The organism is Micrococcus sp. GbtcB5 (assembly GCF_019091605.1).
Classification (GTDB): Bacteria; Actinomycetota; Actinomycetes; order Actinomycetales; family Micrococcaceae; genus Micrococcus; species Micrococcus luteus.
In genome coordinates, this window is record NZ_JAGXJK010000001.1 from 87,615 (window position 1) to 110,458 (window position 22,844).

Consider the following 22,844-nt stretch of genomic DNA (forward strand, 5'->3'; position numbering starts at 1 on the left):
ATCTGGGACGGACCTGGGACTGGGGCTGAGAGTCCGGATGTGATTCTCTGGAGCCCATGGACACGAACACCGTCTTCCTGTTGGCGGCGATCGGCCTCTATTTCCTCGCGATGATCGCGATCGGCCTGTACGCCTCCCGCAAGAACACCGACCTCGACGACTACATGCTCGCCGGACGCGACATGAAGCCGTCCGTCGCGGCGCTCTCCGCGGGTGCGTCCGACATGTCCGGCTGGCTCCTGATGGGCCTGCCCGGCGCGATCTACGCCGCGGGCCTGGTCGAGGGCTGGATGGCGGTCGGCCTGACCGTGGGCGCGTGGGTGAACTGGCGCGTGGTCGCCCCCCGCCTGCGCTCCTACACCGAGGTGGCCGGGAACTCGATCACGATCCCGTCCTTCCTCGAGAACCGGTTCAAGGACCGCACGCACATCCTGCGGATCGTGGCCGGCCTGATCATCCTCGTGTTCTTCACCTTCTACGTCTCCTCGGGCATGGTGGCCGGCGGCAAGTTCGTCGAGTCGACCTTCGGCCCCGAGTCCTTCTACGCCCAGGGCATCAGCATCAACTACCTCACCGGCATGCTCGTGGTCGCGGGCATCACGGTGCTCTACACCCTGTTCGGCGGCTTCCTCGGCGCCTCGCTGACGGATGTGGCCCAGGGCGTCCTCATGTTCCTCTCGCTGCTGGCCGTACCCATCGTCGTGATCCTGACCATGGGAGGCTGGGACGCCGTCGTCGAGGGCATCCGCGCCGCCGACGCCGCCGGCGGCGGAGTGAACCACTTCTCGATGTTCGAGAACGCGACGCTGATCGGCGTCCTGTCCTCCCTCGCCTGGGGCCTGGGCTACTTCGGCCAGCCGCACATCATCGTCCGCTTCATGGCCCTGCGCACCCCGCACGACGCGGCCGTCGCCCGGCGCGTCGGCATCGGCTGGATGGCGCTGTCCGTGTTCGGCGCCGTGATGGTGGCCCTCGTGGGCATCGCCTACTTCCAGGCCAACCCCGGCACCACGCTCGAGGACCCGGAGACCGTGTTCCTCGTGCTGGCCTCGATCATGTTCCACCCGTTCGTGGCCGGCCTGGTGCTGGCCGCCGTCCTCGCCGCGATCATGTCCACGCTCTCCTCGCAGCTGATCGTGTGCTCCTCCGCCCTGGTGGAGGACCTCTACATGCTGCGCGGGCGCACCGGTTCCCCGACGTTCACCCTGTGGCTCGGCCGCATCGGCGTGCTGGTGGTGGCGCTCGTGGCGGGTCTGCTCGCCCTCAACCCGGACTCCTCCGTGCTCGAGCTCGTCTCCTTCGCGTGGGCCGGCTTCGGCGCCGCCTTCGGCCCCGTGATCCTGCTTGCCCTGTACTGGCCGCGGTTCACCTCGTGGGGGGCGATGGCCGCCATGGTCACCGGCGCCGCCGTCGCCTGGGTGTGGTCCGAGGCCAGTGCCGAGACGTGGGAGTGGTTCGGCCTGTACGAGCTGCTGCCGGGCTTCGTCGCCGCCTTCGTGATGGGTGTGGTGGTGTCCCTCGTGACCCAGCGCTCGCGCCGGGTGCAGCGGCGGATCGACGCCGAGTTCACCGGCGCGATCGACATCGTGGCCGGCCGCGAGCCGCACCCGGACGTGGCCCCGGCCGCCATGACGCGGGACGCCGCCGGGGGCTCGACCGCAGCCGCCACGGATCCGCGCGCGCAGGCGTGAGGCTCTTCCTCGCGATCCGTCCGCCGAGGGCCGTGCTCGACCACCTCGAGCCGGCCCTCGACGGCGTCCGGGACCGGGCCGGACGCGCGCTGCGCTGGACCGAGCCGGAGCAGCGGCACCTGACGCTGGCGTTCCACCCGGAGGTGCCCGCCGGCGCCGTGGACGACGTCGTCGCCGACGCCGGCCGCATCGCGGCGGGACATGGCCCGCTGGACCTGCACCTGGCCGGAGCGGGGGAGTTCTCGCACCGCACGCTCTGGGTGGGGGTGGGTGGGCAGGTCCGGGAGCTCGGCGCGCTCCTGGCGGAGCCCTGGCTCGCCGACGACGACGGCCGGGACCGCCGGCGCGCCCACCTCACCGTGGCGCGGGCCTCGGGCGCCGCGCCCCGACCTCGGGGTCGGAGGCGGGGCGAGCCCCGTCCGCCGGCGCCGGCCACCGTCCTGCTGGCCGAGGCCGTGCACGCGCTCGCCGTGTACCGCGGGCCGGAGTGGACCGCGGACGAGGTCGAGGTCGTGGCGTCCCGGCTCGGCGAGGGCCGGTCCGGCGGGCCGCTGCACGAGGTGCTGGCGACCGTCCCGCTGCGCGGCTGAGGGGCCGACGGGCCGGCCGGAGCGGGAGACCCGCCCGGCCGACCCGGCCCCGGGTCAGCCCTCCAGGGGGCCCTGCACCGCGTACAGGCGCTTGTTGGCGAACTCGTCCAGGGCCAGGGGGCCGAGCTCGCGGCCGAAGCCCGAGCGCTTCACGCCGCCGAAGGGCAGATTCGCGCCGGCGGCGGAGGCGAGGTTCACGTTCGCCATGCCCACCTCGAGCTGGTCGGCCACGCGCTTGGCCTCGTCCAGGTCCGTGGAGAACACGGCGCCGCCGAGACCGTACTGGGAGTCGTTGGCCAGCGCCACGGCCTCCTCGGCGGAGGACACCTTGTAGACCACGGAGGCCATGCCGAACAGCTCCTGCGTGTAGGCGGGGTTCTCCTGGTCCACGTCCGTGATCACGGCCGGGGAGACGTAGAAGCCCTCGCCCTCGGGGCCGGAGGTGCGCTCGCCGCCCACGTGGACGGTGGCGCCGGCCTGCTTGGCCTCGGCGATCTGCTCGGCGAGCCCGTCGGCCGCGGACTCGGAGGACAGCGGGCCGTAGACGTCGGCGTCGCGCGAGGTCGGGTCGCCGGGCTTCATCTCCGAGGAGCGCTGGACCAGCTCGTCCACGAAGTCGTCGTAGAGGTCCTCCATGACGATCATGCGCTTGTTCGAGTTGCAGGCCTGGCCCCAGTTGCCCATCCGGGTGGCCAGTGCGTCGCGGGCGGCGGCGCGGGCGTCCGGCGCGGAGAGCACGATGTACGGATCGGAGCCGCCGAGCTCGAGGACGACCTTCTTGAGGTGCCGGCCGGCCTGCTCGGCGACGGCGGCGCCGGCCCGCTCCGAACCGGTGAGGGACACGCCCTGCACGCGCGGATCGGCGATGATCGTGGAGATCTGGTCGTGGGTGGCGAACACGTTCTGGTACACGCCCTCCGGCAGTCCGGCCTCGGTGAAGAGCTCTTCCAGCAGCTGCGCCACCTGCGGGTTGATCTCGGCGTGCTTGAGCAGGATGGTGTTGCCGAGCACGAGGTTCGGCGCCACGAAACGGGCCACCTGGTACACCGGGAAGTTCCACGGCATGATCCCCAGCAGCGGGCCGAGCGGCAGCCGCTGGACGAACGCCTCCTGCCCGGAGAACTGCTTGATCGGCTGGTCCGCGAGCAGCTCCTCGGCCTCGTCCGCGTAGTACCCGAAGATCTGGGCGCCGTAGCGCACCTCGCCGACCGCCGCGCCGAGGGACTTGCCCATCTCCGTGGTGATCACCGCGGCGATGTCCTTGGACCGCTCGGCCAGCAGCTCGGAGATCCGCTTCACGACGGCGGCGCGCTCGGCCACCGACTTCCGGGACCACTGCTCGTAGGCGGCCTGCGAGGCGTCGAGGGCGTCGGCGATCTGCTGATCCGTGGCGTTGTCGAAGGACTTCAGCAGCTCCCCGGTGGCCGGGTTGATCGTGCGGTAGCCCTGAGAGGCGGAGGTGGTGGTCATCAGTCGTCACCCTTTCGTGTGGACGTCCTGCGTTGAGCTCCCCATCCTGCCGGAGGCCCCCGCTCACTCCCAGATCCCGGACGCCCCTCTTCGCCACGAGCCGAGAAGGTGGGTGTCCACGATCCCGGCGGCCTCCAGCAGGGCGAAGCACGTGGTCGGCCCCACGAATCGGCAGCCGTGCGCCTTCAGCGCCCTCGCGAGCGCGCGCGACTCGTCCGAGGTCGAGGGGACCTGGGCCACCGTCTCCGGCCGTGGGGTCGCGGCAGGCTGGTGCGCCCAGACCAGCCCCGGCAGACCGCGGGCCGGCCGGTCGCCGTCGCCGTGCCAGGCCGGGCCCGCGCCGGGGGCGCCCGGGTGCAGCGGGGCGAACCGCTCGCCGCGCATCCCGACGACGGCCCTCGCGTTCGCGATCGCGGCCTCGATCTTGCGCCGGTTCCGGATGATGCCGGGGTCTGACAGCAACGCCTCGACTTCCGCGTCCCCGAACGCCGCGACGGCGTCCGCGTCGAAGCCCGCGAACACCTCCCAGAACCGGGGCCGCTTGGCCAGGACGGTCCGCCAGCTCAGGCCCGACTGGAACGCCTCGAGCACGAGGCGCTCGAACAGGCCCCGCTCGTCCGTGACGGGCAGGCCCCACTCCGTGTCGTAGTACTCCCGCAGCAGCGGATCCCGTGCCGCCCACGGCGGGCGGGCCCGCCCGTCCTCACCCACGACGACGCCACTCGGCGGTGCCTGTCGCCCGTCGGCCGGTGGATCCTCGGCGGGGGTGGAGACGGGGGCGGGGAGGCCGTCGTCGGCGTGGTGCGCGCTCATGCACCCGAGCCTAGGAGCGGCCCCGGACATCCGGAGCCGGAACGCGACGCCCGGGGACGCAGCCCCGTCTGCGGACACCTGTGCAGGAGGCACGGCCGGACCTCGTCACTCGAGCCGCCCGGCCCGCAGCGGCACGTGCGGCGAGGGGGGGAGATGCTGGGGGCGACCGCGGTCGGGGCCACGCCAGCCGGGAGCGCGCCCAGGGCAGGCCGACCGGCGAGGGCAGGCTCGCGCCGCGCGCGGGGGAGGTGCTCAAGGCCGGCACCCTGGCCCCCGCGCCGCGGCACGGGCCGCTCAGTCCCTCGCGAGCACCGCGTCCCCCTCGGGCCGGCGCAGACTCGGCTCGGGCAGGTACACGGACCCGCCGGCGGCCCGGAACTCCGCGGACTTGGCGGCCATGCCGGCCTCGGCGATCCGCGCCTGCTCGGACGCGCCGCCGAATTCGCTGCGGATGTCCTGGCTGATGCGCATGGAGCAGAACTTCGGCCCGCACATCGAGCAGAAGTGGGCGGTCTTGGCGGGCTCGGCCGGCAGCGTCTCGTCGTGGTACTCCTCGGCGAGCTGCGGGTCCAGGCCGAGGCCGAACTGGTCGCGCCAGCGGAACTCGAAGCGCGCCTTGGACAGGGCGTCGTCGCGGTCGCGGGCGCCGGGGTGGCCCTTGGCGACGTCGGCGGCGTGCGCGGCGATCTTGTAGGTGATCACACCCGTCTTCACGTCGTCCCGGTTCGGCAGGCCCAGGTGCTCCTTGGGCGTGACGTAGCAGAGCATCGCGGTGCCGTAGCGGGCGATCTCGGTGGCGCCGATGGCCGAGGTGATGTGGTCGTACGCCGGGGCGATGTCCGTGACGAGGGGGCCGAGCGTGTAGAACGGGGCGCCCTTGCACAGCTCCTGCTGGCGCTCCACGTTCTCCCGCACCAGGTGCAACGGGATATGGCCGGGGCCCTCCACCATGACCTGGACGTCGTACGCCCACGCCCGCTCCGTCAGCTCGGCCAGCGTGTCGAGCTCGGCGAACTGGGCGGCGTCGTTGGCGTCGGCCACGGAGCCCGGCCGCAGGCCGTCGCCCAGGGAGAACGCGACGTCGTAGCGCGCGAAGATCTCGCAGAGCTCGTCGTAGTTCTCGTAGAGGAAGTTCTCCTTGTGGTGGCCCAGGCACCAGCCGGCCATGATCGAGCCGCCGCGGGAGACGATGCCGGTCACGCGGTCCGCGGACAGCGGCACGTGGCGCAGCAGCACGCCGGCGTGCACGGTCATGTAGTCCACGCCCTGCTCGCACTGCTCGATCACGGTGTCGCGGAAGATCTCCCAGGTCAGGGCCTGGTGGTCGCCGCCGACCTTCTCGAGGGCCTGGTAGATCGGCACGGTGCCGATCGGCACGGGGGAGTTGCGCAGGATCCACTCGCGGGTGGTGTGGATGTCGTCGCCCGTGGACAGGTCCATCACGGTGTCCGCGCCCCAGCGGGTGGCCCACTGCAGCTTCGAGACCTCCTCGGCGATCGACGACGTCACCGCCGAGTTGCCGATGTTCGCGTTGACCTTCACGGCGAACGCCTTGCCGATGATCATCGGCTCCGACTCGGGGTGGTTCACGTTCGCCGGGATGATGGCGCGGCCGGCCGCGACCTCGGAGCGCACCAGCTCCACGTCCACGCCCTCGCGCAGGGCGACGTAGCGCATCTCCGGGGTGATCTCGCCGCGCCGGGCGTAGTGCATCTGGGTGACGCGCGCGCCCTCCTTGGCGCGCAGCGGGGCGCGGCGCTCGCCGGCCCACTCCTGCGAGGCGGCGCCGCGGCGCACGGCCGAGCGGCCGTCGTCGAGCAGGTCGCGCTCGCGGCCCTCGTACTCCTCGACGTCGCCGCGGGCGCGGATCCACTCGGCGCGCTGGGCGGGCAGGCCGCGCTCGGGCACGGAGCCCGGGCCCATGGTGCGGTAGACGGTCAGGGGCGCGTTGGGCGTGCCGTCGGGGGAGTCGTCCTGGTGGACCTCGGTGACGGGCACGCGGATGCCGTGCTCGGCATCCTCGAGCCAGCCCAGACGGTGCGTGGGGTAGTTCTCCTCGGCGACGACCTCGGCCGTCGACTCGGCTGCGGGCAGGGGGGTGTGCTCGGAAACGGACATGGCCGCGGCTCCTTCTTCCTTCGCCGGAATGACCCGGACAGGTTCAGACGGTCTCCGGGCGGCGTCAGCCCGGTCTCAGCCCCGTGCCGTGGGGCTCCCGTGGGATGCGAGCGACCCTAGCACGTCCCCTGCGGGGCCTCACCGCCGTCGGCAGCGGCCATGCGGCGGGCCGCTCAGGCGCGCGCCGCGCGGGCCGCCCGCCGGCGCACCGTGGTGCGCTCGACGATCCACGTCACGATGAGCATCACGATGATGACGATGCCGGCGTACCCGAGGACGGGGTAGACGGTGCCCACGAGGTCGGAGAAGCCGACGCTCGAGAGCAGGGTGGCGGCCAGGGCAGTGACGACGGCGATGGCCCAGCCCGGCACGCGGCGCATCGAGGACAGCAGGGCGATCCGCTCCACACCGCCGTACAGGCACGAGACCGCCGTCGTGAACTGCGCCAGCAGCAGGACGACCGTGTACAGCAGGGCGGCCCAGCCGCCGATCATCGCGGCCAGCTCGACCATGGGCAGCTCGGCACGGCCGATGAGCTGGGCGTGGACGGTCAGCGCGGCCATCACCGCGCCGGCCATCACCACGAGGCCCAGTGCCCCGAGCCCGGCCCCGGCGACGAGGGAGCGGCCCGACGAGGAGCTCTCCTCGCCGATCGGGGCGAGCACCGCGTAGGCCAGCTGGATGTTGAAGGCCACGTACAGCACGCCCGAGAGCCACCACTGGTTGATCAGCGGGGACGAGGTCACGAGCGCGGCGACGTCGTCCACCGCGGCCCCCGGGTTCGCCAACCCCCACACCGCGACGCCGACGGCGACCACGATGATCAGGGGGACCACCACGGCCTGGACGCGCACGAGGCCCGTGATGCCGGCCAGCACCGAGACCACGCAGACGGCGGCCATCACCAGCGAGCCCACGAGCGAGGGCAGCCCGAACGCGGTGTGCACCGCCGCCCCGGCCCCGGCCAGCATGATCACCAGCGTCCCCAGCAGGGACGTGGTGATGCACAGGTCCGCGAACCAGGTGGGCACGCGCGACGTCGTGGGGTTCACGATCCGGTGGATGTCCGTGGTCCGCAGCTTCTGCGCCAGCCGCAGCACGATCACCGCGAGCAGGAAGAACAGCGCGCCGGCGATCACGAGCGCCCCCGTGCCGCCCCAGAGGCCGAAGCTCACGAAGTACTGCAGGATCTCGTTGCCCGAGGCGTACCCGGCGCCGATGGTGGTGCCGATGAACGTGGCGGCGATCCCGAGCGGGGAGGTCGGCCGCAGCGGCGCCGACTCCTCGGCTCGGCCGGGGTGCGCGGGGGAGCTCTCTGTGACGTGGGACATGCGACTACATTCTCATGGGCGGGATCGGCCCGGCCCGGGCGGCCGATCCGCCCCGACCCGAAGGAGCCCCCGCATGACCCCCGCCGTCCCCCGTGTGCTCAGCATCGCCGGCTCCGACTCCGGCGGCGGCGCCGGTGTCCAGGCCGACCTGAAGACCATCGCCGCGTGGGGCGGCTACGGGATGACCGCGATCACCGCGATCACCGCCCAGAACACGCAGGGCGTGCAGGCCGTCCACCCGCTGCCGGTGGACGTGGTGCGCGCCCAGCTCGACTCGGTCGCCGCCGACATCGCCGTGGACGCCGTGAAGATCGGCATGCTCGGCACGGTGGAGCTCATGCGGGCCGTCGCCGGCTGGCTCGAGGAGACCCGGCCCGCCGTCGTCGTGCTGGACCCGGTCATGGTGGCCTCGAGCGGGGACGCCCTCACCGCGGTCGGCGACGACGACGGGCGCGCCGCGTGGGCCCGGCTGCTGCGGGTGGCGCACCTGGTGACACCCAACCTGCCCGAGCTGGCCCGGCTGACCGGGCGGGACGCGACGGACTGGGACGCCGCCCTCGACGCGGCGCGGGGCCTGGCCGCCGAGCACGGGGTGACGGTGCTGCTCAAGGGCGGGCACCTGGACGAGACCGAGGCGCCCGAGGCCGCAGCGGCGGAGGTGCCGGACGCCGTCGTGCGCGTGGGCGGGGCCGTGCACGAGGTGCGCGGCCCGCGCGTGACGACCCGCGCCTCGCACGGCACCGGCTGCACCCTCTCCTCGGCCCTGGCCACGCTGGCCGGGGCGGGCCTGAGCTGGGACGACGCACTCGAGCGGGCCAAGCCGTGGCTGGCCGACGCGATGCGGGCGGGGGAGGCGCTCGCGGTCGGGGACGCCTCGCGGCCGACGTGGCACGGGCCCGTCGACCACGGTCATGCGCAGCGGGGCTGAGGGCGGGACCTCCGGGCTTCGACACGTTCGAGGCGGGAAATCCGGCGAATACGCACCTCGGGACGTCCCATGAGGTCGATTTCCCGCCTCGAATGCCGGTGACCCGGACCTCCCGCTCCGCTCGAGCGTCCGGGTCCGCAGAACCCAGAAGAGCCGGACCACCGTGTCGCCACGGGGGTCCGGCTCTGTTCGCTCGTGCCCCCGGCAGGATTCGAACCTGCGGCCTTCTGCTCCGGAGGCAGACGCTCTATCCCCTGAGCTACGGAGGCGGGGGTCGCGACGCGTCGAGCGCGTTGCGGACTCGTCGACTCTACACCATCAGGACGGCCCGTCCGTGACCTCCCCGCGGGGCGCGTCAGCCGGGCAGGCCCGCGCGCAGGGTCCGGGCCGCGGCCTCGGGGTCCTCGGCCTGCGTCACGGCGCGGACCACCACGATCCGTTCCGCCCCGGCCGCGCGGACCTCGGGCAGCCGGTCCGCGTCGACGCCGCCGATGGCGAACCACGGCCGCGCCCCCGCCGGGTCCTCCGCGTCCAGGCGTGCGGCGAGGGTCGGCAGTTCCAGTCCGACGGCGGCCCGGCCCGGCTTCGTGGGCGTCGCCCACACCGGCCCCGTGCAGAAGTAGTCCAGGCCGTCCTCCGCGCGGGCGCCGCGCACCTGCGCCTCGGTGTGGCACGAGCGGCCGAGCACCACGTCCGGGCCCAGCAGGGCGCGGCACTGCGCGGTGGTCAGGTCGGTCTGGCCCGTGTGGAACACGTCCACCCCGGCCAGGGCGGCGACGTCGGCGCGGTCGTTGGCGGCCGAGAGCGCCCCGTGCTCCCGGGCCAGCGGGACGAGCGTGGCGAACGCGGCCAGCTCGACCGCCACGTCCACGGCCTTGTCCCGCACCTGGATCACGTCTACTCCGCCGCGGAACGCCGCCGCGCAGAAGTCGGCGAACGCGGCCGTGTCGAGCGTGCCGTCCGGGCGCAGGAACCGCTGCAGGTCGGTGCAGACGTACAGCCGGGAGGCGGCGAGGCGGGCGCGGCGGCGCGCGCCGGGGCCGGTGCCGCCGTCGTCGCGGCCGGCCGCGGTCATCAGGAGCGGATCGGGGGAGTGCATGCGCCCACTGTGGCAGACTGGCCGCTGTTCCATGGGAGCCCGGGCCGCACACGCCGGGCTGAGAGGGCCGCAGGGGCGCACCGCGCCGGCGCGGCCGACCATCACCACTCGATGCGGGTCATGCCGCCGTGAGGAGGACCGGTCCGTGCACGTGGCCGTCGTCGGGGCCGGGATCATCGGCCTCACCGCCGCCGTGCGTCTGCGTGCCGCAGGCCACGCCGTCACCCTGATCGCCCCCGAGCTGGACGCCGCCGGGCGCCCGCACGCCGTGGCCGGGGCCACCCACGCCGCGGCGGGGATGCTCGCGCCGCTCGCCGAGACCCAGTTCAGCCAGGACGACCTCGCCCCGCTGCTGCAGGCCGGCTGGGAGGCCTACCCGGCCCTCGTGGACCTGCTCGCCGCCTTCACCGATGTGGAGACGGGCTTCCTCGCACAGGGCGCCTGGATCGTGGCCGCGGACCCCTCGGACGCCCGCGCCTGGGACCACGTGCTCGAGCACGCCTCGATCCTCGGTCGCCGGGTCGAGCCCGTCTCCGTCCGCGCGCTGCGCCGCGCCGAGCCCGCCCTGGCCCCGGGCCTGGCCGCCGGCTTCGACGCCCCGGACGACCATCAGGTGGACCCGCGACGGCTCGCCGCCGCCTGCGTCGCCGCCCTGCGCGCCGAGACCGGACCCGACGGCGGCCCGCTCCCGGTCGGCGCCGGACCCGCCGCCCGGTTCGTGGCCGGACGCGTCACCGCCGCCGGCCCGGAGGGCGAGGGGGTGCGCCTCACGCTGGCCGACGGGGGCGTCCTCACCGCCGACGGCGCGGTCCTCGCCGCGGGCCTGGGCCACCGCGGGATCGGCGGCGCGGCCACCGCCGTCGAGGTCCCGCTGCGCCCCGTCCACGGCGACGTGCTGCGTCTGCGGGTGCGCCCCGAGCAGCTGCTGCCGGGGGAGTCGCACCTGATCACCCGCACCGTCCGCGGCCTCGTCCACGGGCGCCAGGTCTACCTCGTGCCCCGCGCGGACGGCACCCTCGTGGTCGGCGCCTCGGCCCGCGAGGACGGCCTGGCCGGCACCTCCGCCGGGGCCGTGCTGGACCTGCTCGCCGACGCCGCCGCGATCCTGCCCGCCGTCCGCGAGTGCGAGCTGGTCGAGATCACCACCGCCGCCCGCCCCGGCACCCCCGACGACGCCCCGCGCGTGCTCGCCGTGCCCGAGGCTCCGGGCGCCGTCGTCGCCACCGGCTTCCACCGTCACGGGATCCTGCTCGCCCCCTGGGCGGCCGGGCGGATCCTCGAGCTGCTGCACGCCCGCCTGAAGGAGATCGCATGAGCACCCTCCCCCTGACCCTCAACGGAGAGCCCGCCGAGCTGGCCGTGGCCACCGTCCGCGACGTCGTCGCGCACGTCACCGGGCGCGCGATCGGCGAGGACGGCGCCGCCGCGGATGGGCGGCGGCTCGGCGTGGCCGTGGCGGTCGGCGGCGAGGTCGTGCCCCGGTCGGCCTGGGCCACCCGGGAGCTGGCCGCCGGGGACGAGGTCGACGTCGTCACCGCGGTGCAGGGGGGCTGAGCGATGGCCGAGCACCGCACCCCGCCCGCCGCCCCCGCGATCCCGCCGCTGCGGATCGGCGGCTACGACCTGGCCTCCCGGCTCATCATGGGCACGGGCGGCATCACCGACCTGACCGCCCTCGAGGGCGCCCTCGTCGCCTCCGGCACCACGCTCACCACCGTGGCGCTGCGCCGCTGGTCCGCGGACACCCGTGACGGCCTGGTCGCGCTGCTGGACCGCCTCGGCATCGACGTGCTGCCCAACACCGCCGGCTGCTACACCGCCCGGGACGCCGTGCTCACCGCCCGGCTCGGCCGGGAGGCGCTCGAGACCGACCTCGTGAAGGTCGAGGTCATCGCCGATGAGCGCACCCTGCTGCCCGACGTCGTCGAGACCCTCGAGGCCACCGAGCGGCTCGCCGCCGACGGCTTCACCGTCCTGGCCTACACCTCGGACGACCCCGCCATGGCGCTGCGCCTCGAGCAGGCCGGCGCCGCCGCCGTCATGCCGCTGGGCTCGCCGATCGGCTCGGGGCTGGGCATCCTCAACCGCGCACACCTGGAGCTGATCGTCTCCCGCGCCTCCGTGCCGATCGTGCTCGACGCCGGCGTGGGCACCGCCTCGGACGTCGCCCTGGCGATGGAGGCCGGCTGCGACGCCGTGCTCGCCGCCTCGGCGATCACGCGCGCCGCCGAGCCCGCCCGCATGGCCCACGCGTGCCGGCTCGCGCTCGAGGCGGGCTTCCACGCCCGCCGTGCCGGGCGCATCCCGCGCCGCGAGCACGCCCTGGCCTCCTCGCCGATGGCCGGGCGGGTCACGGCCGAGGAGGACGAGCGGTGACCGCCGCCCTGGACCCCGCCGCCCGCGAGCCCCGCGACCTCACCGCGCTGTCCGACACCCAGCTGGAGCGCTTCGCCCGCCACCTGAGCCTGGACGGCTTCGGCCCCGAGGCCCAGCTGGCGCTGCTGCGCTCCCGCGTCCTCGTGGTCGGCGCCGGCGGCCTCGGGGCGCCCGTGCTGACCTACCTCGCCGCCGCGGGCGTGGGGGAGGTCCACGTGATCGACGACGACATGGTGGACCGCTCCAACCTGCACCGCCAGGTGATCCACGCCGAGGCGGACCTCGGCCGCCCCAAGACCGCCTCCGCCGCCGCGACGATGCGCGGCCTGCACCCCGAGGTGCGCGTGGTCGAGCACCGCGAACGCCTGACCGCGGCCAACGCGCTCGAACGGGTCGGCGCCGTGGACCTCGTGCTCGACGGCACGGACAACTACGCGACCCGCTACCTCGTGGCCGACGCGTGCGAGATCGCGGGCGTGCCCGTGGTGTGGGGCGCGATCCTGCGGTTCGCGGGGCAGGTGAGCGTGTTCGCCCCGGGCGGGCCGCTGTACCGGGACGTGTTCCCGGAGCGGCCCGAACCCGGCGAGGTGCCCTCGTGCGCGCAGGCCGGAGTGCTCGGGGTGCTGCCCGGGATCATCGGCTCCCTCATGGCGGCCGAGGCGATCAAGCTGCTCTCCGGGGTGGGTGAGCCCCTGGTCGGGCGGCTGCTCTCCGTGGACGCCCTGACGATGCGCTTCCGTGAGCTGCGGCTCGTGCCCGACCCCGAGCGGACCCCCGTGACGGACCTGTCCGCCCACGCGGACCAGGCCCCCCGCCCGGACGACGCCGGCGCCCCCGGCTCGGCGGAGGCGTGCGGCGCCGCGGGCGGGGAGATCGCCCCCGCCGCGCTGGCCGCCCTGCTCGCCGACCCCGCCCGGGCCGCGTCCCTCACCCTGCTCGACGTCCGCGAGGACTGGGAGCGCCGCCTGCGCCGGGTTGAGGCCCCCGCGACGGTGGCCGATCGGCACGTCCCGCTCGAGGCCGTCCTCGCGGAGCCGGCGGCCCTCGCGCCCGGGCAGGACCGCGTCCTGGTGGTCTACTGCGCCGCCGGAGCCCGGTCGGCCCGGGCGCGGGACGCCGTCGTCGGGGCCGACCCGAGCGCCGGCGGGCGCGTCCTGTCCCTCGCCGGCGGCCTCGCCGCCTGGCCCGCCTGACCCCCACCCCGACGAACCCTGCGAGATGGCCCCCACCGCGGGCCGGAGGGGGCCATCTCGCAGGGTTCGTTCGCACGCGCACGGGCGCGGCGGCCCTTCCGTAGACTTGCGCGGGTGAAGCCCGAAGACCTCTCCGCCCTGCTGTCCGCTGTCCTCACCGACGCCGTCGATGCCGGTGACCTCCCCGCCGCGCTGCGGGAGGAGATCACCCCCGCGCGCGTGAAGGTGGAGCGACCCCGCAGCCGCGAGCACGGCGACTGGGCCACCAACGTCGCCCTCCAGCTGGGCAAGAAGGCCGGGATGGCCCCGCGCGACCTCGCCGGGCTCGTAGCCGAGCGCCTGACCGACAAGCCGGGCATCGCCGCCGTCGACGTCGCCGGCCCCGGCTTTCTCAACGTCACCCTGGACGCGGCCTCGGCCGGCGCCCTGGCCCGCGAGATCGTCGAGGCCGGCCCGGAGTACGGCCGCAACGACGCCCTGGCCGGGCACACCGTGAACATGGAGTTCGTCTCCGCCAACCCCACCGGCCCGCTGCACATCGGACACACCCGCTGGGCCGCGCTGGGCGACGCGATCGCCCGCCTCCTGCGCGCCTCCGGCGCGGACGTCACCGCCGAGTACTACGTCAACGACGCCGGCAACCAGATGAACGTGTTCGCCGACTCGGTCCTCGCCCGCCTGCACGGCCGCGACGTCCCCGCGGGCGGCTACCCGGGCGCGTACGTGCAGGAGCTGGCCGACGCCGTCGCCCTCGAGCACCCGGACGTGCGCGAGCTGACGGACGAGGCCGCCCGCCCGGTGGTCCGCGAGGCCGCGTACCGGCTCCAGATGCAGGACATCAAGGACACGCTCGCCGCCTTCGACGTGCACTTCGACGTGTTCACCTCGGAGCAGACGCTCCACGACTCCGGCGCGATCGACCAGGCCGTGCAGCGGCTGCGCGAGCAGGGCCACATCGAGGACCGCGAGGGCGCCGTGTGGCTCAAGACCACCGACTTCGGCGACGACAAGGACCGCGTGCTCATCCGCGCCAACGGGGAGCCCACCTACTTCGCCGCCGACGCCGCCTACTACCTCCACAAGCGCGACCGCGGCTTCGAGGAGAAGGTGTACCTGCTCGGCGCCGACCACCACGGCTACGTGAACCGCCTCAAGGCGATCGCCGCCGCCGCCGGCGACGACCCGGCGACGAACATCGAGATCCTCATCGGCCAGCTCATCTCGGTCAACGGCGCGAAGCTCTCCAAGCGCGCCGGCAACATCATCGAGCTCAAGGACCTCGTGGAGTGGCTCGGCCGCGACGCCCTGCGCTACGACCTGGCCCGCTACCCCGCGGACTCGCCCCTGACGATCGACCCCGAGCTGCTGCGCTCCGCCACGAACGACAACCCCGTCTACTACGTGCAGTACGCCCACGCCCGCGCCTCGGGCGCGGCGCGCACCGCGCAGGCCCACGGCGTGGACCGCTCCGAGTTCGACGCCGCCCTGCTCACCCACGCCACCGAGTCGGAGCTGCTGGCCCAGCTGGCGGAGTTCCCGGCCGTCGTCGGCGCGGCGGCGCGCCTGCGCGAGCCCCACCGCGTGGCCCGCCACCTCGAGGTGATCGCCGGGGCCTACCACTCGTGGTACGCCGCCTGCCGCATCGTGCCCATGCCCACCGACGACGGGACGCCGCGTCCCGTGGAGACCCTCAACCGCACCCGCCTGTGGCTCAACGACGCCACCGCCCAGGTGCTGGCCAACGGTCTCGGCCTGCTCGGCGTGACCGCCCCGGAGAAGATGTGAGCGCCCGGATGACGACGCCGCAGCCCGCCCCCGCCTCCCCGCTCGCCCCCGCCTGGCTCCCCGCGCCGGGGGACCCGGACGCGCTCGTGCCCGGCCTGTGGGCCGCCGGCGTGGACCGCGCCGCCGACGGCGAGCTCACCGTCCAGGGCCTGCGCGCGAGCGCGCTCGCCGCGGAGTTCGGCACGCCGCTGCTCGTGGTGGACGAGGACGACTTCCGCGCCCGCGCCCGCGCGTTCCGCGAGGGCTTCGACGCCGCGTTCGCCGACCTGTGCGGGGGAGCGGACGTCTACTACGCCGGCAAGTCCATGCTCACCCTCTCCACCGCCCGCTGGGCGGCCGAGGAGGGCCTGCGCGTGGACACCGCCTCCGGCGGCGAGCTGGCGATCGCGCTGGCCGCCGGCGTCGACCCGGCCCACATCGGCCTGCACGGCAACAACAAGTCGGACGCCGAGCTGCGCACCGCCCTCGAGGCGGGCGTGGGCCGGATCATCGTGGACTCGCTCGACGAGCTCACCCACCTGGCCGCGCTCGCGGCCGAGGTCGGCCGCCGCGCCCCCGTGATGCTCCGGCTGACCCCGGGCGTGCACGCGCACACCCACGACTTCATCGCCACCGCGCACGAGGACCAGAAGTTCGGCCTCTCCCTGGCCCCGGCCTCCACCGACCGGGACGGCAACGTGGCCGGCCGCTCGCCGGCCGCCGTCGCCGTGGCCGCGGCCCTGGCGGCCGAGTCGATCGACCTGCTGGGCGTGCACTGCCACATCGGGTCCCAGATCTTCGAGGCCGAGGGCTTCGGGCTGGCGGCCGGACGCGTGCTCGAGTTCCTCGCCGAGGTCAAGGCCGAGCACGGGGTGGAGCTGGCCGAGCTTGACCTCGGTGGCGGCCACGGCATCGCCTACACGGCCGTGGACGAGCCGCGCCCGGCCGCGGAGATCGCCGACGCCCTCGCCGACGACGTCCAGAAGACCGTCGAGCGCCTCGGCCTGAGGTGCCCGCGGGTCTCGCTCGAGCCGGGGCGGGCCATCTCAGGCCCCGCGGGCCTGACCCTCTACACGGTCGGGGTGACCAAGACCGTGGACGCGGACGCCCCCGACGGCGCAACCGCGGCCCGCCGCTACGTCGCCGTGGACGGCGGCATGTCCGACAACCCGCGTCCCGTGCTCTACGACGCCGACTACACCGCCGTCTCCGCGCGCCGCACCTCGGAGGCCGAGCCGGTGCTCTCCCGTGTGGTGGGCAAGCACTGTGAGTCCGGCGACATCCTGGTCCGCGACGTGTACCTGCGGGCCGACCTGGGCCGCGGCGACCTGCTGGCGGTGCCGGCCACGGGCGCGTACACGCACGTGATGTCCTCGAACTACAACGCGCTGGCCCGCCCGGCCGTCGTCGCGGTCTCCGGCGGGCAGGCGCGGGTGATCATCCGCCGCGAGACGCAGGAGGACCTGTTCGCCCGCGAGGCCGATCCGCGCCTCGCCCGCTGAGGACGCAGAAGCCCGGCCCGGCCGCCGGCCTCGCGGCCGGGCGTGGGCGTCCCGCTCTGCGGACACCGAGTGTCGCGCGGCGGGACGCGTCCGCCCGCCGCGCTAGATTCGAGGCCAGCCGAGCCGCGCGGTCGCGCGGCGTCGCCCCCACCCTGGACCACGGAGGACCATGGCCGAGCACACCGACGCCCCCACCGCACTCAAGGTCGCCCTGCTGGGCGGCGGGACCGTGGGGTCCCAGACCGCACGGATCCTCACCGAGGACGCCGACATCCTGCGGGACCGCGTGGGCGCCGACCTCGAGCTCACGGGCATCGCGGTGCGCCACACGGGCGCGACGCGCGACTGGCAGGCGGACCCGGCGCTCTACACGACCGACGCCGAGGCACTCGTGGACGGCGCCGACGTCGTCATCGAGCTGATGGGCGGCATCGAGCCGGCCCGCACCCTGATCCTGCGCGCCCTGGCCGCCGGCACGTCCGTGGTGACCGGCAACAAGGCGCTGCTCGCCCAGCACGGCGAGGAGCTCTATGCCGCGGCCGCCGCCACCGGCGCACAGCTCAGCTTCGAGGCCGCCGTCGCCGGCGCCATCCCGATCCTGCGCCCGCTGCGCGACTCCCTGGGCGGCGACCGCGTCACCCGTGTGATGGGCATCGCCAACGGCACCACCAACTTCATCCTGGACCGCATGGACACCGAGGGGGCGGACTTCGACGACGCCCTGGCCGAGGCCCAGCGGCTCGGCTACGCCGAGGCCGACCCGACCGCCGACGTCGAGGGCCACGACGCCGCCGCGAAGGCCGCGATCCTGGCGACCATCGCGTTCGGCGCGCCGTACACCCTGGACCAGGTGGCCGTCGCGGGCATCACCGCGATCACGGCCGAGGACAACGCCGCCGCCGCGGAGGCGGGCTACGTCATCAAGCTGCTGGCGATCGCCGAGCGCGGCCGCGCCGCCGACGGCGCCGAGGGTGCGGTCCTGCGCGTGCACCCTACCCTGCTGCCGCGGGAGCACCCGCTGGCCTCCGTGCGCGGGGCGTTCAACGCTGTCTTCGTGGAGGCCGAGAACGCCGGCGAGCTCATGTTCTACGGTCCCGGCGCCGGCGGCGCCCCCACCGCGTCCGCGGTGATGGGCGACGTCGTCTCGATCGCCCAGCGCATCGTGCGCGGCGGCCCGGCGCGCCTGCGCACCCCCGTCACCGCCCTGCCCGCCCTGGACCCGGCCGAGGCCCACACCTCCTTCATGGTCGTGCTGCGCGCGGCGGACCAGCCCGGCGTGCTGCGCCGCGTCGCCGGGGTGTTCGAGGAGCACGGCGTCTCCATTGAGACGCTGCGCCAGGTCCCGTCCGAGCGCGAGGACGCCCCCGGCGCGTCCCTGCGGCTGATCACCCACCGTGCGCGGCAGCGCGACCTCGACGCCACCGTCGAGGCGCTCGCCGCCCTGGACGTCGTCCACGAGGTCGCGTCCGTCCTCCGAGTCGAAGGGAACTGACCCATGGCCCACCAGTGGCGCGGCGTCGTCCGCGAGTACGCCGACCGCCTGCCCGTCACCGAGGACACGCGCGTGATCACCCTCGGCGAGGGCGGCACCCCGCTCATCCACGCCCCCCACCTCTCCGAGCTGGTGCAGGGCACCGTGCACGTGAAGTTCGAGGGCATGAACCCGACCGGTTCCTTCAAGGACCGCGGCATGACCATGGCGATCACCGCCGCCGTCGCGGACGGCGCGAAGGCCGTCGTCTGCGCGTCCACCGGCAACACGTCCGCCTCGGCGGCGGCCTACGCCGCGCAGGCCGGGATCACGTGCGCCGTGCTCGTGCCCGAGGGGAAGATCTCGATGGGCAAGATGTCCCAGGCCGTGGCCCACGGCGCGGAGATCCTCCAGGTGCAGGGCAACTTCGACGACTGCCTCGAGGTGGCCCGCAAGCTGGCCGAGAACTACCCCGTGTTCCTCGTGAACTCCGTCAACCCGGCCCGCATCGAGGGGCAGAAGACCGGCGCGTTCGAGGTCGTGGACACCCTCGGCGACGCCCCGGACTACCACCTGCTGCCCGTGGGCAACGCGGGCAACATCACCGCGTACTGGAAGGGCTACCGCGAGTACGCCGCCCCCTACGTGAACCCGCACGAGGGCGCCTCGGACGCCGAGCTGCCCGCGGTGGCCACGAAGACCCCCGTGATGTGGGGCTTCCAGGCCGCGGGCGCCGCCCCGATCGTCCAGGGCCACCCCGTGACCGACCCGGACACGATCGCCACCGCCATCCGGATCGGCAACCCGGCCTCGTGGGAGCAGGCCGAGGCCGCCCGCGACGAGTCCGGCGGGATGATCGACTCCGTCACGGACGAGGAGATCCTCGAGGCCCATCGCTGGCTCTCCGCGAAGGAGGGCGTGTTCGTCGAGCCCGCCTCCGCCGCCGGCGTCGCCGGGCTGCTCAAGCACCACGCCGCCGGGAACGTGCCGGCCGGCAAGAGCTGGGTCATCACCGTCACCGGCCACGGCCTCAAGGACCCGCAGTGGGCCCTGCGCGGCGCCGACGGCGCCGACGTGACCCCGCGCTCGGTGCCGTTCGACGTGGTCACCGTCGCCCAGGCCCTCGGCCTGAGCTGAGCCATGGCCGCACCGCAGCCGCTGGCGCCCGGGACCGCCGCGTTCGTCTCCGTCCCCGCCACCTCCGCCAACCTCGGCCCCGGCTTCGACTCGATGGGCCTGGCCCTGGAGCTGCGCGACGAGGTGACGCTCACGGTCGTGGCGGGCCCCGACGTCGCGGAGGTCGAGGGGGAGGGCGCGGCCACCCTGCCGCGGGACGGCGCGCACCTGATCCTGCGCCTGGCGCACGAGCACCTGCGGGACCGCGGGTTCACCGCGCCGGGGCTGCACCTGCGCGCCGTGAACCGGATCCCGCACGCCCGCGGACTCGGCTCGTCCGCGGCCGCCGTCGTCGCGGCCTACGCCGCGGCCGAGGCCCTGCTGCCGGCCGCGCTGCGCCGGGCGCCCGCGGACCTGCTCGAGGCGGCCACCCGCTTCGAGGGGCACCCGGACAACGTCGCCCCCGCGCTCGTGGGCGGGGCCACCGTCTCCTGGACCCGTGACGACGTCCCCGGCCCGGCCACGGCGCGGCTGCGGCTGCACGAGCGCGTGGTGCCGGTGGTCGCGATCCCGGACACCGAGCTGTCCACCCACGTCGCCCGGGGCGTGCTGCCCGCCGAGGTGCCCCACGCCGTGGCGGCGGCCCAGGCCGGCCGTGCCGCGCTGCTCGTCCACGCGCTGGCGGAGGACCCCGCGCTGCTGCCGGCCGCCACGCGCGACTGGCTGCACCAGGAGCCGCGCGCCGTGACCATGCCGGCCAGCGCCGCACTGGTCGCGGGGCTGCGCGAGCGCGGCCACGCCGCCGTCGTCTCCGGCGCGGGTCCCACGGTGCTCGCGCTGTGCGACGGCGTCCAGGCGGCCGAGCACGCCACGGAGGCGGCGCGTGCTCTGACGGCGGACGGGGCGGCCGCCTGGCGCGTGCTGGTGCCGTGCGTGGCCGTGGACGGTGTTAGGGTGGAATCACTCCACCACGGCTGACCCCACCGCCTCGCGCGGCCCGGGTCTCCGGTGCCCGGGCCTGTGACGGCCGGACGCACCGTGCGCCGTCGGCCGGAACCCCGCCGCGATCCATCCCGTGCTGCGCACGGCCGGCGTGCGGGATCCGCTCCGGCTCGGTCGAGTCCGGACGCCTCCGCCCCGTCACGCAGCGACTGCGCACGATCAGGGGAGGCGCCACTGCTGAGTTCACACCATGAAACCCGGTTTTCTGGGGCGCCGCTGCGCGGCCCGACCGGATGCACACCGCAGCCCGACGCGCCACGCGCCGCCGGGCCGCATTCGAGGGAGAAGGAACCTTCGTGACCGAATCCACGGAACAGACCACGCCGACGAACGGCGGTGGCCTGGCCTCGCTCAAGCTCGCCCAGCTCCAGGCCCTGGCCTCCCAGCTCGGCATCGCCGGCGGCTCGCGCATGCGCAAGGCCGACCTGGTGACCGCGATCTCCGACCACCAGCGCGGCGGCTCCGTGGCGGACCGCGACGCCGCCGAGCGCGCGGCCCAGGCCCCCGCGGCCCCCGCCGCCGAGACCGCCCCGGCGGCCGCGTCCTCAGAGGACGCCGCCCCGGCCGCCGAGCGCCCGGCCCGCCGCCGCTCGCGCCGCGCCGACGCCGACACCTCCGCTCCGGCCGCCGCCCAGGACGGGCAGCCCCAGGCCGAGGCCCGCGAGGCCCAGACCGAGCAGGCCCCCCGGGAGACCGCCTCGGACCAGGATCGGTCCGGGGGGTCCGAGACCCGCGACGAGGGCGAGGACCGCCCGCAGTCCGAGCGCCGTTCCCGCGGCCGCCGCCGCGCCGGCGACGACGACGCCCAGCAGGGTCAGGACCGTCGCTCCGACGGCGCCCAGGGCGAGGACGGCGCCGACGCGGACCGCCGCGGCGACCGGGAGGACCGTGACGACAACGGGCGCGAGAACGGCCGCGGCCGCAACGGCCGCAACGGGCGGGACCGCGACAACGGCCGCGACCGCGAGAACGGCCGCGAGAACAACCGGGACCGTGAGAACGGCCGCGACGGCTCGCGCGAGCAGCGCGGCGACAAGTCCGAGGACGGTGGCCGGGGCGACGGCGGACGCGGGGACCGCAGCCGCCGCGACGACCGCGACGACGAGGGCGGCCGCAACCGTCGCAACCGCCGCAACCGCAACGAGCGCGGCCGCAACCGCCGTGGCCGCGGCGGCCCCGAGGTCGACGAGACCGAGCTGACCGAGGACGACGTCCTGCAGCCCGTGGCCGGCATCCTCGACGTGCTGGACAACTACGCGTTCGTCCGCACCTCCGGCTACCTGCCGGGCCCGAACGACGTCTACGTCTCCCTGGCCATGGTGAAGAAGTACGGTCTGCGCAAGGGCGACGCCGTCGTCGGCGCGATCCGCGCCCCGCGCGACGGTGAGAAGCAGCAGCACCACGGCGGCGGCTCCAACCGTCAGAAGTTCAACGCCCTGGTGAAGATCTCCTCGGTCAACGGTCAGCCCGCCGTCGAGCACCCGCAGCGCGTGGAGTTCGGCAAGCTCGTGCCGCTGTACCCGCAGGAGCGCCTGCGCCTGGAGACCGATCCCAAGCTGATCGGCCCCCGCGTGATCGATCTGGTCAGCCCCATCGGCAAGGGCCAGCGCGGCCTCATCGTCTCCCCGCCCAAGGCCGGCAAGACGATGATCCTGCAGTCGATCGCCAACGCGATCAAGACGAACAATCCCGAGGTCCACCTCATGATGGTGCTCGTCGACGAGCGCCCCGAGGAGGTCACCGACATGCAGCGGTCGGTGGACGGCGAGGTCATCGCCTCCACGTTCGACCGCCCGGCGGACGACCACACCACCCTCGCCGAGCTGGCCATCGAGCGCGCCAAGCGCCTCGTGGAGATGGGCCGCGACGTCGTCGTGCTGCTCGACTCCATGACCCGCCTGGGCCGCGCCTACAACCTGGCCGCCCCGGCCTCGGGCCGCATCCTCTCCGGCGGTGTGGACTCCTCGGCGCTGTACCCGCCGAAGAAGTTCTTCGGCGCCGCCCGCAACATCGAGAACGGCGGCTCGCTGACCATCCTGGCCACCGCGCTGGTCGAGACCGGCTCGCGCATGGACGAGGTGATCTTCGAGGAGTTCAAGGGCACCGGCAACATGGAGCTGCGCCTGTCCCGTCACCTCGCGGAGCGCCGCATCTTTCCGGCGGTGGACGTCAACGCGTCCGGCACCCGCCGCGAGGAGGCCCTGCTCTCGCAGGAGGAGGTCAAGATCATGTGGAAGCTGCGCCGGGTGCTCTCTGGCCTCGAGCAGCAGCAGGCCCTCGACCTGCTCACCAACAAGATCAAGGACACCGCGTCCAACGCCGAGTTCCTCATGCTGGTCTCCAAGACCACGCTGGGGTCCAAGGGCGACGACTGACCGCC

18 protein-coding genes, 1 tRNA gene and 2 riboswitches are annotated in these 22,844 nt (G+C 74.7%); of the genes, 13 read left to right on the plus strand and 6 right to left on the minus strand.

Annotated elements, in window-relative coordinates; genetic code table 11:
* Positions 1–56: 56 nt before the first annotated feature.
* Entirely contained in the window at positions 57–1,691 is a 1,635-nt protein-coding gene (putP, locus tag KVS67_RS00410; protein WP_217564675.1) for a sodium/proline symporter PutP, read from the plus strand.
* A complete protein-coding gene (thpR, locus tag KVS67_RS00415) occupies positions 1,688–2,281 on the plus strand; it encodes an RNA 2',3'-cyclic phosphodiesterase (protein WP_134416572.1) in 594 nt (197 codons plus the stop codon). Before putP ends, thpR begins: the two co-directional genes overlap by 4 nt.
* Before the next feature lie 54 nt (positions 2,282–2,335).
* On the opposite strand, the gene KVS67_RS00420 is transcribed toward thpR, so the two are convergent.
* From KVS67_RS00420 to KVS67_RS00435, 4 genes are all read right to left on the minus strand, one after another.
* A complete protein-coding gene (locus KVS67_RS00420; RefSeq protein WP_078026015.1) occupies positions 2,336–3,751 on the minus strand; it encodes an NAD-dependent succinate-semialdehyde dehydrogenase in 1,416 nt (471 codons plus the stop codon).
* Positions 3,752–3,814: 63 nt separating this feature from the next.
* Entirely contained in the window at positions 3,815–4,564 is a 750-nt protein-coding gene (locus KVS67_RS00425; RefSeq protein WP_145950654.1) for a DNA-3-methyladenine glycosylase I, read from the minus strand.
* Positions 4,565–4,858: 294 nt separating this feature from the next.
* Complete coding sequence (gene thiC, locus KVS67_RS00430) at positions 4,859–6,682, minus strand: phosphomethylpyrimidine synthase ThiC (protein ID WP_063190327.1); 1,824 nt, start codon at positions 6,680–6,682, stop codon at positions 4,859–4,861.
* Positions 6,679–6,793, minus strand: a riboswitch (TPP riboswitch). It overlaps the preceding gene by 4 nt.
* Before the next feature lie 62 nt (positions 6,794–6,855).
* On the minus strand, positions 6,856–8,013 hold the full coding sequence (locus tag KVS67_RS00435; protein ID WP_041105274.1) for a membrane protein: 1,158 nt from the start codon (positions 8,011–8,013) through the stop codon (positions 6,856–6,858).
* Between the two features lie 73 nt (positions 8,014–8,086).
* On the opposite strand from KVS67_RS00435, the gene thiD reads away from it, so the two are divergent.
* Positions 8,087–8,941, plus strand: a complete 855-nt coding sequence (gene thiD / locus KVS67_RS00440) for a bifunctional hydroxymethylpyrimidine kinase/phosphomethylpyrimidine kinase (protein WP_041105272.1) — start codon at positions 8,087–8,089, stop codon at positions 8,939–8,941.
* Positions 8,942–9,137: 196 nt separating this feature from the next.
* On the opposite strand, the gene KVS67_RS00445 is transcribed toward thiD, so the two are convergent.
* Positions 9,138–9,210 (minus strand) — tRNA-Arg (locus KVS67_RS00445).
* Positions 9,211–9,296: 86 nt separating this feature from the next.
* Positions 9,297–10,040, minus strand: a complete 744-nt coding sequence (thiE, locus tag KVS67_RS00450; protein WP_036316591.1) for a thiamine phosphate synthase — start codon at positions 10,038–10,040, stop codon at positions 9,297–9,299.
* A gap of 21 nt (positions 10,041–10,061) precedes the next feature.
* A riboswitch (TPP riboswitch) is annotated at positions 10,062–10,192 on the plus strand.
* Here thiE and KVS67_RS00455 point away from each other — a divergent pair.
* From KVS67_RS00455 to rho, 10 genes are all read left to right on the plus strand, one after another.
* On the plus strand, positions 10,186–11,355 hold the full coding sequence (locus KVS67_RS00455) for an FAD-dependent oxidoreductase (protein ID WP_036316589.1): 1,170 nt from the start codon (positions 10,186–10,188) through the stop codon (positions 11,353–11,355). It overlaps the preceding riboswitch by 7 nt.
* The gene (thiS, locus tag KVS67_RS00460; protein ID WP_041105270.1) at positions 11,352–11,594 is read left to right on the plus strand and encodes a sulfur carrier protein ThiS; all 243 of its coding nucleotides are present in this window, start codon (positions 11,352–11,354) and stop codon (positions 11,592–11,594) included. Before KVS67_RS00455 ends, thiS begins: the two co-directional genes overlap by 4 nt.
* A gap of 3 nt (positions 11,595–11,597) precedes the next feature.
* The gene (locus KVS67_RS00465; RefSeq protein WP_036316581.1) at positions 11,598–12,416 is read left to right on the plus strand and encodes a thiazole synthase; all 819 of its coding nucleotides are present in this window, start codon (positions 11,598–11,600) and stop codon (positions 12,414–12,416) included.
* Positions 12,413–13,609 (plus strand): molybdopterin-synthase adenylyltransferase MoeB, encoded by a 1,197-nt coding sequence (gene moeB / locus KVS67_RS00470; protein WP_041105268.1) that lies wholly within the window; start codon positions 12,413–12,415, stop codon positions 13,607–13,609. The genes KVS67_RS00465 and moeB overlap by 4 nt, the downstream gene beginning before the upstream one ends.
* A 114-nt stretch (positions 13,610–13,723) precedes the next feature.
* Complete coding sequence (gene argS / locus KVS67_RS00475; protein ID WP_041103245.1) at positions 13,724–15,394, plus strand: arginine--tRNA ligase; 1,671 nt, start codon at positions 13,724–13,726, stop codon at positions 15,392–15,394.
* An 8-nt stretch (positions 15,395–15,402) separates the two neighbouring features.
* The gene (lysA, locus tag KVS67_RS00480; protein ID WP_041103243.1) at positions 15,403–16,875 is read left to right on the plus strand and encodes a diaminopimelate decarboxylase; all 1,473 of its coding nucleotides are present in this window, start codon (positions 15,403–15,405) and stop codon (positions 16,873–16,875) included.
* A gap of 169 nt (positions 16,876–17,044) precedes the next feature.
* Positions 17,045–18,367 carry a homoserine dehydrogenase gene (locus KVS67_RS00485; RefSeq protein ID WP_041103241.1) on the plus strand — a complete coding sequence of 441 codons (1,323 nt, stop codon included), beginning with the start codon at positions 17,045–17,047 and terminating at the stop codon, positions 18,365–18,367.
* A gap of 3 nt (positions 18,368–18,370) precedes the next feature.
* Complete coding sequence (gene thrC, locus KVS67_RS00490) at positions 18,371–19,483, plus strand: threonine synthase (protein ID WP_036313078.1); 1,113 nt, start codon at positions 18,371–18,373, stop codon at positions 19,481–19,483.
* 3 nt (positions 19,484–19,486) lie between these two features.
* A complete protein-coding gene (gene thrB, locus KVS67_RS00495) occupies positions 19,487–20,440 on the plus strand; it encodes a homoserine kinase (protein WP_063190329.1) in 954 nt (317 codons plus the stop codon).
* A gap of 320 nt (positions 20,441–20,760) precedes the next feature.
* Complete coding sequence (rho, locus tag KVS67_RS00500) at positions 20,761–22,839, plus strand: transcription termination factor Rho (protein ID WP_041103238.1); 2,079 nt, start codon at positions 20,761–20,763, stop codon at positions 22,837–22,839.
* Positions 22,840–22,844: the final 5 nt, after the last annotated feature.